Raw genomic sequence first — 11,985 nt, 5'->3', positions numbered from 1 at the left:
TATGAAGGAGTGTTGAATTTTTTGTATGATCTCTCCCCACATCTTCCCTCCTGTCTCCTGTCTCCTGTCTCCTGTCTCCTAGCTAAAAAAACTTGATATTTATGAAGATACGCTTAGGGGTTCTATAGCGCTACGCGCAAGTCAAAAGTCAAAAGTCAAAAGTAATCCCTGACTAACTTTGAGCTGCTTGGTGCGCGTTCCCTCACAGGAGTCAGCATTCCGCAACCGAGCTGTCGTCGTCGCGGGGTCGCATCCGCATTTATCAGTGTCCGCGCCCTATTTGCGTAGTGCCATACTCCACTGTCACCCGTAATGTCAATAGACATTGACGTGAAAATTCAAAATAAAATCAATTCTTATCCATAAATTATCAATTATTTCTCCTTGTTATATCATGTTCGGATAATCAGTTATAATAAACCTTCTGCCTTCTAACCTTGCTCTTTCCTTTCAGCATAGCTGCCCTCTGCCTTCTGCCTTTGGTCCACAGATATTATAAGTATTCAACCGAACATGATATTACCTATCCCTTGTTCCCTCTTTTGGAGGAGATGTCTAATGCTAAAGTTAAGATTTAAACCCCAGCTCTAACATTCTCCTGACTACTGACTCCTGACTACTGACTTCTTCAACACTGTGGTTTGATTAATTTGCTGTGGAATTAATTCTTTTACTAGCTTCCAGAAATATTCTATCGGAGGAATTTGTATCCGATCGCTAGTTGTCACCACCACCACCTCACGACTCCAAACAGAATCTTTTATTGATGATATCTTAGAAGTAGTGGGAGTTACTCCTATTGTTTTTATGGCAAGAGTGGGGTCGAGTTTAACATCTATTAAAGCTGAATGAGGTAGCAGAGCAATTAAATTTCCTTGTCGTACTACTCCTCGGAAAGCATCGAGGGTATTTAGTTCTAATGCTGCATTGAGTTTTGCCCCTAGTCGCTCAAATTGCTCTTTAACTAATCTTTGCATTCCGTAGCCATCTTTGAAAACTACTTGAGGATAGCGAATAAGTTCAGTCCAGGGAATTTGTTCGTATTTTGTGAGGGGATGGTTAGCTGCCATTAATACTTCTATCGGTTCAGTGTAGAGAACATCTACTACCATTTCTGGACTGGTAGTAAATAAGCGGTTATTCATTACTATTGCTATATCTACTAGACCGTCTTTGAGAACTTTCAAAGTGCGATCGCTTCCTAGAGCAGTTACCCGCAATTTTACTTCTGGATAGTGGCGACAAAATCTTTGCAAAACTGGAGGGAGGTAAGCAGCACAAACAGAGTGAATAGCTGCAACACAAAGTTCTGGTTGTTTTCCGGCAAGCATTTCTGTTATTTCTTGGGTAGCACTTTCCCAAGCTTGACAAATTTTCTTAGCATAAGGCCATAAACTTTCTCCTGCTAGAGTGAGTTTGGCTTGACTGCTACGGTGGAATAGGGGAGTACCCACTTCATTTTCTAGAGCTTGCACTTGTCGGCTAACTGTTGATTGAGTGACGTTACATATTCGCGCTGCTTGTTGAAAGCTACCTGTTTCTGCAACACAAAGAAATGCTTGCAACTGCTCTAACCGCATAGAGTTTTGATTCAACTATTATTTACCAGCCTTTGATTATAGCAGATTGATTTTTTTCATTTAGTAGACTAGGATACACCTTCTCAAAATGAATTATACCAAATCTCAAAAAGTTTGCTATATATCTTTAGAGACTGTTTGTAAAGTTTTGTAATATACAATGATTGACCTTTAAACTGTAACAACTTGGTTATTTATCCCAGATTTATAGGCTGAAATACCCAATTTGCCAGGGGTAAAAACACTTCATAATTCTTTACAAACAACCTCTTAGTAATGGGGAGGTAGGGAGATGGGGAGATGGGGAGATGGGGAGATGGTAATCAAATATAGCATTAAGTACCTAAGCAAAATTATTTACCTATCCCAATTCTCTGCGCTCTTTAGAAGTTCAAGAATTCAACTTGTATAAATTTGTAATTAATTTTGCACAACCACTTACTATTTAGAAATGGTATTAGGTAATAGTGGTAAGAATGTTAGATTTTATCATATTTGATTATATTTTTGGTTTGAAAAATCCTGTTAGAAATGGTATTAGGTAACAGTGGTAAGAATGTTAGATTTTATCATATTTGATTATATTTTTGGTTTGAAAAATCCTGCAAAAAAAAATCTTTGTTTGTAGTTGCACTTTAGCACTGTAAGAATCAGACCTCTAACTACAGGCTTTTCTTTTTTATGTACAATAATAATAGTTTTTATTCCTATTATATTATACTAGTTAAAAAAATAATGCTTGTGGATATATCTGCCTATTTTTATCTTTTAATTACTGCATTATAGATGAAAATGAGATTTTATGGCACAATATAAATACTTGAATTTAATAGGAGTTATTCATGGTATTTCATTGGTTAAAAACACAGTACATCTCTAGGCATATCCTATTTTTTTTAGACTTTAAAATATCTCAATTACAGCAGATAAAAATCTGTAATTTAAAACAAAAATTAGCTTTATTAAAAATGTTTAAAAATAACTCGATATTGATTGCTGGATTAACTATATTATCACCTATTTTTACCACTATTTCTGCCTCTGCTGCTGAAAATCTTATAATTTCTATTCCTGCTCTCGATATTACAGATCCAATCGTAGTTTCTTTGCCACCTTTTCAACTAAAAATACCAATTGAATCTATCGAAAGGTTTGCTAAAGAAGGAGAATTTAGCAAAGAATTTACCTTTTATTCTGAGCTGCTCACAACAGAAGAAACAAAAGAAATACAGACAGTTCTGAAAAAACAAAAACAAGAACTAAGAGAACTTTTTCAAGAGCGTTTTGATGTTAATCCTACTATTGTCAAAACATTTATGGAAGAACCAGCAGGACAAGAAATTCTGAAAAGATTAGGTAAAATCCTGAAAACTGGAGAAAATAAAAATGGGAGTGCAGCTCTCCAAACAGCTTTTCAGTTAGCTATTGCAGAACCAGATGGTTTGACTATTATTAATTTATTGAAAAAATTTCCTGGAGATTTATTAATAGAACTCCAAGAAGGTATCAATTTAACTGAAGAATTAATCGAAAGATTTGTAGAAGAACGCTTGATTGTAATAGAGCTACAAAACCAAGCTCAAGAAAGAGCGCTCAGTGAAAATCAAGTTGATTTTAATAATGTTCCAGATTTAAGACAACCAGGAAATATCAGATGGGAAAAACAATCTATTACCTTTAGAAATCCTAATCGCGACCGCTCTTCTCCAGCAAATATTTATCTGCCCAAAAGTTCTGGAAATAAATTAATTCCTGTGATAGTTATTTCCCATGGTTTAGGTTCAGACCTGAATAGTTTTGCCTATCTTGCTGAACATTTAGTATCTCATGGTTTTGCAGTAATAGTACCAGAACATATTGGTTCAAATGCAGAAAAACTTGAAAATATCTTTGCAGGTTTTAGCAGACCTGTAGATGGAATGGAATTTATTAATCGCCCACTAGATATTAAATATTTACTGGATGAATTAGAGGCAAAAATAAACTCCGATCCAATTTGGCGAGGTCAGCTAAATTTTAAACAAGTGGGAATAGTAGGTCAATCTTTTGGCGGTTATACTGCTTTAAGTCTTGCAGGTGCTCCTCTAGACCTAGAAGATTTACGAAAAGAGTGCCAATCTGAAGATACTAAATTTATCTTTAATTTATCTCTATTATTACAGTGTCAAACCAGTAATTTACCAGCAGAAATAACTAACAATTTACGAGATGAACGTATCACAGCAGCTATTGTAATAAATCCAATTAGTAGTGGTGTATTTGGACCTGAAAAAATTAGTAAAATTGCAATACCTTTGATGATTGTTGCTAGTACTAGAGATATTTTTGCTCCACCTATTCCAGAGCAAATTTATCCATTTATTAGCTTAACTACTACAGAAAAATATTTAGTTATTAGTGAACCAGCAACTCATTTTTCATTTATTGCTGTAGAAGAAGAAGAGGAAGTTTCTCTAGAACTACCAATGAAATTAGTTGGTCCCGAACCTAATTTAGCTTATCCTTTTATGCAGGCACTAAATTTAGCATTTTTTCAAGCTTATCTGATAAATCAATCTCAATCTTTACCATATTTAAGTGGGTCTTATTTACAATATATTAATCAAGAACCATTTACTTTTAGTGTATTACAGTCTCTCACAGAAGAGGATTTACAAAAGGCGATCGACAGTTTTTCCAAACGATTTAGTAATACTAATTAGGGTTGGCGCTCAAAAGTCTTTTTGACCCACCCCTAACCCCTCCCAGGAGGGGAAAAAGGGAGTAGGGAGTAGGGAGTAGTTAAGAGTCAGGATAAATGGGAGTTATAGAGGAGGTAGTCGGATATATTTGTTGATCGTGATTTTTCCGCCGTTCTGTGCTGAAAATGCTGATTTTTTGTAGCTCTGAGCGACCGAAAAGCTGGTACTTTTTTCGCACTAATAAAGACTAAAGCTTTTATATATCAATACTTTGATAGTTAATCAGCAAGCCATAATTAAAGAAGCAGTCAGCATTATTTCCTTGATTAAAAAAATCCTCCAGCAGCACCATCAACCTGCGGAATGTAAGCTTAAATCCTAAAGACTTAACCATTCTATAACTGTCAAAATACTTAGACAAGACATATCATCTATTCCAGTATATACAGGACTTACACAGATACGCTATATATAGTACTTATTACTATTGTCCAATAGTTACTAAACTCTATACATAGTGTATTTCCATAAGTCTTGTATAATTAGGGTTTGCTGAAAAAAAGCAGAGGGTGGGAAGTGTGGGGAGATAAAATTTTGTCTGCTCAAAATTCTCACTTTTTGAGCTTTATTGGATGGAAAAGTTGGCATTTTTTTCGACCTAAAAAGGCTAAAACCTTATATGAGCTGGAAAAAATTCTTCAAACATTTATTTGTAAGTATTGCACTTAATTAACGCTGATTATGACAAAGCAATATTCTTTGGGATTCATTAGTCACTCTCAATTTCAGAAAGAGATGCGATCGCCAATATGGTGGGAACATTTAACAGCAGAAAAACAAAATCATCCCTTAATTAAGGAATACATTTTTGAACAGGAATTTGGGTCTCATACATTCCTAGAATCAGCAGATACTCATTTGATTCGATTAGGTTGTAAGGTCTTAGATAGAATTAGTCTACTTAACTTGAGTGATATAGTTGTTTCTCTCAAGCCAAAAGATGAATGGGAATATATGCGACCAGGGAGTACATTAATTGGCTGGTTTAATCATCTCCAGTCTCCTCCTCAAAATATAAAGTTCTTAGAGCTTGAAAATCTAAATATCCAGGCTGAAGGAAGACAGCAAAAAATACTCTACAGGAATGCTTATGTTGCTGGCGAATGTGGGGTCGCTCAAACGCTTGCAGAACTAGAAAGGCTCGATCCTTCTTCCCCGGCCATTGCCCAATCAGGACGACTAGCAGTAGTTCTCGGTTATGGTAATATAGGTAGAGGTGCTACTGTGGAGTTGCTTTCACAAGGTGTTGAAAGAGTTGTAGTTTTCTCTCAGCGTCACCCTGTTGCAGTTGAGGATAAGTTGGCAGGGGTCGAATACCGACAGATGGAATATAGTTTTGGTAATACTTATGAACTGTTCTCTGAAGGCCGAAAGCGACCCTTAATAGATGTCATTTTGGCTCAAGCAGACATTATCGTTAACGCAACGATTCCTTCTAAGCTTCAACAAAAATGGACATTTGTTCCTGAAAATAGCTTCCATCAGCTAAAACCAAACATGGTATTTATTGACCCCATACATAAACGTGGTCATGGAGCTGATTTTACTCATGTTACTGAACTTGCAGAACCAGTTAAGCTTATCTGTAAAACAAATCATTCTATATGGTATAACGGCTGTAATGCTATGCCAAACTACCGCCCTGTTTATGCTTCTTATACTATTTCCCAAGGTCTACTCGATCATTTAGATAGTCTATTAGAAGCTGTTACAGGAGACAGAAAAGTAAATCAGTAGTTGGTGATTAATATGCAATTTTTAGCCCAGTACAAGAATTTTATTAATAATTCAATTACTGTTAAAACTCAGACATTTTTTACATCCTAATTATAGAAAAAATTGTCTATTATTTTTAGGATTACAGGATTCAACATTTCTGTTGATGAAACAGGAAAACGTTATTTAGATGCTTTTGCAGGAAATGAACGATCAATACCAAAAACTTGCTAAATTTTACGATCATTTTGTCCAAAAAGATAGAAACTATTCTGAAATTGCTACCGAACTTGCTCAAATCATAGGGGAAGCTAGAGATTTATTGGATATAGGAATAGGCACTGGTTTAATAGTAGAAAATTTACTGCAAATTGAACATGACTACAAAATAACTGGAATTGATACCAGTGAATCTTTATTAGAAGAAGCTCAAAAAAGATTAGGACAAAAAGTTGATTTATATTGTCAAAGTGTTTCTGAATTAGATATTGGTAAAAAATTTGATGTTGCTTATTCTCGTGGTGGTGCTTGGACGTTTTTTAATTGTGAATCAGAAACAATGCTCGCTAGTCATATTTTTAGTTCTGTAGATATACAGAAAAGCTTTTATTGTGTTGCTAAACATCTTCAAGCAGGAGGTCTACTAATAATTAGTTATTCTAATGGTTATAGAGATAATTTAGTAGAATTGGATAATGGTATTGTTCATAAAAGAATTGCGACGACTGAATTAATTGAAAATGAACGTTATGCTATTCTTGATCATCTTTTTTATCAAAATGAGGAGTTATTAACACAACAAACACTAAAACTTAAATTACTCAGTTATCAAACTTGTAAAATGATGCTTGAAAAAGCAGGGTTTATCGAAAAAGATATCAACCCAGGAAAATATTATACCTACTTAAAAACTACTTAAAAATTTCAGCACAATATTTTCAGAATTACTAACAAAATACTTAGACAAAATATACCATCTATTCCGCCATATAATTATCAACCTACTCCCTATCTTGGTATTTCAAAGCAACAAGTAATTGAATTAAGAAAACAATACATAAATCCAGTTGTTGCTACCTACTATAAACAACCAATTATGATTGTGGAAGGTTCGATGCAATACGTTTTTGATGAGACAGGGAAACGTTATTTAGATGCCTTTGCAGGAATAGCAACAATTAATGTTGGTCATTCTCATCCTCATGTTGTTAAAGCTGTACAAGAACAATCAGCAAAATTGCAACATTTAACCACACTTTATCTACATCCAACAATAGCTGAATATAGCAAAATGTTAGTAGATAAAATGCCAGATAATTTATCAATGGTTTATTTTGTTAATTCTGGTTCAGAAGCTAATGATTTAGCAATGCTAATGGCGAGGGTTTATACGGAAAATTTTGAGATAATTACTCTGCGCAATGGATATCATGGTATGGGTGGTAATACCATGGGATTAACATCTCAAAGCAGTTGGAAATATTATCCTCCTCATAATTTTGGGATTCATCATGCTTTAAATGCCGATGTTTATAGAGGTCCTTGGAATAATAATGAAAATAATGTTGCTGATAAATATGCTGATGAAATTCAGAATATTATTCAATATGCAACCTGCGGAAAAATTGCTGCTTTTTTTGCTGAATCTATTCAAGGAATGGGGGGAGTAATAGTTTATCCAGATGGTTATTTAAAGAAAGTATCTGATTATGTTCATCAGGCAAAAGGATTATTAATTATTGATGAAGTACAAACTGGTTTTTGTCGAACTGGTAAAAGTTTTTGGGGTTTTGAACTTCAGGATGTTAAACCTGATATTGTCACTTTAGCTAAAGGTATTGGAAATGGATTACCTCTTGCTGCGGTTGTAACAACACCCGAAATTGCCCAAGCATTTACTCAAAAAATGCACTTTAATACATTTGCTGGAAATCCTGTTTCTTGTGCAGCAGGTAAAGCAGTTTTAGAAACAATTGAAAGGGAAAATCTACAACAAAATTGTTCTATAGTGGGAGATTATTTACTTGAAGGTCTTAATAATTTACAAGAAAAATATGAATGTATTGGGGATGTTCGTGGTTGTGGATTAATGATTGGTATTGACTTAGTTAAAAATCGGGAAACAAAAGAACCAAATTCTGAACTTGCATCCCAAATTCACGAAGTATCTAAAGATTTAGGATTAATTATTGGTAAAGGTGGTTTATATCGTAATATTTTACGGATTAAACCACCACTTTGTATTACAAAAGCAGATGTAGATTTTATTGTTCAGGTTTTGGATTTTGCTTTGAGTTATTGTGAAGGGAACAGGGAATAGGGAACAGGGAACAGGAAGAAATAATTGACAATTTATGGATAAGAATTGATTTTATTTTTTCTTATTGGAGATGTCTAGTTATAAAAAAACTTTCTCCCTTCTAATTTTTTCTTTCCTTCTACCTTCTGCCTTCTTCAATCACATATTTGCTTCAGTAAATCATAAAATGGCTGCCAATTATCCTCTACTGTAATGGATTCCCAGACTGATTCAATTATAGGTCGAATTAAACTTTGTTGCGGATTATATTGCTTCAACCTTTCCGCCATTGCTTTTAATTCATCATTAGAATAAGTCTGTAATAAATGATAATAATATTGTCGCCACGACTCAATTAATTCTGATTGTTCAAAATCAGCAAAAATTTGATTAACATCATCACGCCAATGTGGAGAAAATTCTTTTCTCAATCCTAAAAAGAAATCGTGATAGCCAACCTGAGAATCTTCCAACAGTTTAATAGTTAGCTGAAGTAACTTTTCTGCATCTGTTTCAGGCAACTGTTCAAACCCTAACCTATTAATCATTAATCGCCTATATTCAAGCAGATAAAAATCATCAAACTCATCTAAACTCGCCCTCATATTTTCTCGGTCAATAACTGCAGCTAATGCGTCTTGAAGTAAGTGTAAATTTGACTTACAAACTAACGGTTGATGACTGTAACGATAAAGACCAGAATAATCAAAATAAGCTGCTGTAAACTTAGGGTCATAAGTGGGAATAAAAGCATAAGGACCATAATCAAAACTTTCCCCAGTAATTGACATATTATCAGTATTTAATACACCATGACAAAATCCCGCAGCCATCCATTGAGCTACTAATTTCGCAACTCTTTTTACTAATTCTGAGTAGAATAAAGAATAGTGATCGCTCTGTTCTTTTAATTCAGAATAATAATAATTAATTACATGATCTAATAGCTTTTTAGTTAAGTCGGGACGTTTGAAAAAATACAACCTTTCAAAATTACCAAACCGGATATGAGAACGACTAAAACGTACCATCACCGACGAACGAGTAGGAGAAGGTTCATCTCCACGCCATAACCCCTCCCCAGTTTCAATCAAACTCAAACATCGAGAAGTACGAACCCCATGACGATGCAACATTTCGGCAGCTAATACCTCTCTGACCCCCCCCTTGAGAGTCAGTCTACCATCAGCACTGCGAGAATAAGGTGTCCTACCGGAACCCTTTGTGCCAAAATCATATAATTCACCATTTACCCCGCGCACTTGACCATAAAGAAAACCCCTACCATCTCCTAAATAAGGATTATATTCACCAAATTGATAACCGTGATAACGTAGAGCTAAAAAAGGTCCGACACAATGAAATTTACCAAAAACTTCAATAAAATGCTCATCCTTAACATCTTCAGGAGTTAGTCCTATTTTAGGCAGCAATTTATCATTACGAAACCGCAAAATATGTTGGGGAAATTCAGCAGCAAGTACTTCATCATAATAGTCACCACCTAAAGTTTGGATGGCAGGTTCATAGTTGAGCGAAAGGAGAGGATTAGACATTGTTTTCTAAGTCAAAAGTAATATCATAAGTTAAATCCAGGAGATTATGAGTTAAACATTTTTTTATTATTTTTCAATACATTCACTTCTGCTCAAATCTATTCTGTAATTAAAATTGTACAAACATGATTATATTATATGAAGGAAATGACAAGATGGAAGAAGGCTATCTTCTCAGAGGCTGTTTGTAAAGAATTATGAAGTGTTTTTGGCCTTTGTTAATCTTTTAACTATTGTGCTATTGTGGGGGTTCGAGGGAGCTATAAGTCCCGCGTTATGGCTTCCCAGTTCTAAGCTCTGTATCAAAAAGACAAAACTTGAGAACTTATGCAAATAAGCGATGTGTATTAAACTGATGCCTACAAGAGCAGTTTGTTAAACGTCACCGTACGAAAAAAACTGTAGAAAATTGCAGTTGTTAAATTCTTGATATTGGATTAACCAATATAGGCTGTACGGCACAGCTCACTATTCCCTCGGCAGTAAAGCACTCTGGGAATTTCTTTCTGATAATTTGAAGACTACCATTGATATCCGCATTAATCACTTTACCAGTTCCACTTCTAAACAAACCACGTTTGACTCGTTTTCCCACATAATTTTCCTGCTGACATGGCAATTCTAGGTCAAGTGCAGAAGTAATACTAGTGTAACTTTCTTCTGTATCCATAACTTTGATACCAGCTAGTTGACATTTATAAGTTATCTGTTGAATTAGCTTTGAGTGGGGTATTTGGGTAAAGTTTTGATTGTTTTTTTTACCGATGTTTGCACCCTGTTTCCAGTTATCATTTTGGCCGATGACTACAATACCAATTCTGTTAGTGACTAAATAATTCACCACTAATTTACTGGTGTTATGCAGATAATTCTCGACAAAACGATTTCGGCGGTAGGTTAACGCTTCAATCTTACGGCTAGTTTTTCTGTTGCCTTTGAGATGACTTTGGTACTTAGCTTTACGCTTATTATATAGTTGATTGACGCTTTTTAGTGGCTTCCCGTTAATCAGCATAGGTTTAACACCGGGCTTGTTTGTAGATAGAGCTACTAATCTGTCAATCCCTAAGTCTATTCCGGCTACATATGTTGAGTGTATTTGTGGCTGAAGAGTTTTTTCATACAGTACTTCAATTATATAGCAGCTCGTAGCAGGTACTATCCTGACTTCGATTACAGTTTCCACAACTACAGGTATTTTGATATCACTCATTGATAAGTGACAAATACCATCTTTTAGAGGGGCTTTATAGACTGATTCCTTTGAATATATAACTACATTTCTACCTTGAGTTTTATTCTTATACTTTGGTATTTTGGGTTTACCTAAAAACTTCCCTGGATGTTTTGACCATTCTTTGATTGCCTGAAAATAACCACGCCAAGTGGCAACCAAGCATTTGATTATTTGTTTTGATACTTTAGTTGGTAATGATCTATAGGCATCACTCTCTTTGGTTGCATGGTATAGTTTGGTTAAATCCAGACTATGACCAGTAGAGAAAAAATGCTGACGACAGTAATAATTAGCCAAATTATACAAGTTTTTTGACTTAAAGGCTAACTCATCACACACTCGCCAAAAGTTATGTGTTCGGTTAATAATATGTCTGTCAACAAGTCGCATTCATGCAGAATTATTTCATTTTTTTAGTTACCTGTTTAATATTAACACACATTTGTTACAAATACCAACTATTTTATACAATTTTCATTCAACAGTTAATCACCCCGATCCTAATTCCCCCAGTTTTCAATATTCAGTTATATCAAATCCGTTTAATTCGGTATAAAAAAATGTTCCATCTTCAACCATTACCAAATATTTCTCGATAATTCCCCTCCACCGGAGGGGTTAGGGGTGGGTCCCCACACTCCCCACCATAATAATCTAATTACACCGATGCTACCGGATTTGATATTATATCATGTCCGAAGGCAATCTGTGTAAACCCAAGGGTGAGTATATAGAACCCCTAAGCGTATCTTCATAAATATCAAGTTTTTTTAGCTAGGAGACAGGAGACAGGAGACAGGAGACAGGAGGGAAGATGTGGGGAGAGATCATACAAAAAATTCAACACTCCTTCATA

7 protein-coding genes are annotated in these 11,985 nt (G+C 34.9%); 4 read left to right on the top strand and 3 right to left on the bottom strand.

Translation table 11 applies throughout. From position 1 onward, the window contains the following. Nucleotides 1-602: 602 nt before the first annotated feature. Nucleotides 603-1,580: a LysR family transcriptional regulator gene (locus F6K18_RS35035; RefSeq protein WP_287527843.1), complete on the bottom strand. Its 978-nt coding sequence runs from the start codon at nucleotides 1,578-1,580 to the stop codon at nucleotides 603-605. 968 nt (nucleotides 1,581-2,548) lie between these two features. On the opposite strand from F6K18_RS35035, the gene F6K18_RS35030 reads away from it, so the two are divergent. From F6K18_RS35030 to F6K18_RS35015, 4 genes are all read left to right on the top strand, one after another. Further along, the gene (locus F6K18_RS35030; RefSeq protein ID WP_287527841.1) at nucleotides 2,549-4,282 is read left to right on the top strand and encodes an alpha/beta hydrolase; all 1,734 of its coding nucleotides are present in this window, start codon (nucleotides 2,549-2,551) and stop codon (nucleotides 4,280-4,282) included. 720 nt (nucleotides 4,283-5,002) lie between these two features. Next, nucleotides 5,003-6,058, top strand: coding sequence for a hypothetical protein (locus tag F6K18_RS35025; protein WP_287527840.1), 1,056 nt, complete (start codon nucleotides 5,003-5,005; stop codon nucleotides 6,056-6,058). A gap of 184 nt (nucleotides 6,059-6,242) precedes the next feature. Continuing rightward, the gene (locus F6K18_RS35020) at nucleotides 6,243-6,956 is read left to right on the top strand and encodes a class I SAM-dependent methyltransferase (RefSeq protein WP_287527839.1); all 714 of its coding nucleotides are present in this window, start codon (nucleotides 6,243-6,245) and stop codon (nucleotides 6,954-6,956) included. Between the two features lie 177 nt (nucleotides 6,957-7,133). Beyond that, the gene (locus F6K18_RS35015) at nucleotides 7,134-8,357 is read left to right on the top strand and encodes an aspartate aminotransferase family protein (protein WP_287527837.1); all 1,224 of its coding nucleotides are present in this window, start codon (nucleotides 7,134-7,136) and stop codon (nucleotides 8,355-8,357) included. Between the two features lie 134 nt (nucleotides 8,358-8,491). Here the strand turns inward: F6K18_RS35015 and F6K18_RS35010 are convergent, their stop codons facing one another. Both F6K18_RS35010 and F6K18_RS35005 read right to left on the bottom strand, forming a co-directional pair. Beyond that, the gene (locus F6K18_RS35010; protein ID WP_287527836.1) at nucleotides 8,492-9,892 is read right to left on the bottom strand and encodes a protein adenylyltransferase SelO family protein; all 1,401 of its coding nucleotides are present in this window, start codon (nucleotides 9,890-9,892) and stop codon (nucleotides 8,492-8,494) included. A gap of 418 nt (nucleotides 9,893-10,310) precedes the next feature. Further along, entirely contained in the window at nucleotides 10,311-11,519 is a 1,209-nt protein-coding gene (locus F6K18_RS35005; RefSeq protein ID WP_287527834.1) for a transposase, read from the bottom strand. Between the last annotated feature and the right edge of the window lie 466 nt (nucleotides 11,520-11,985).

This window comes from Okeania sp. SIO2C2 (assembly GCF_010692625.1).
GTDB classification, from domain to species: Bacteria; Cyanobacteriota; Cyanobacteriia; order Cyanobacteriales; family Microcoleaceae; genus Okeania; species Okeania hirsuta.
This window is presented reverse-complemented; position numbering and strand designations above follow the sequence as displayed.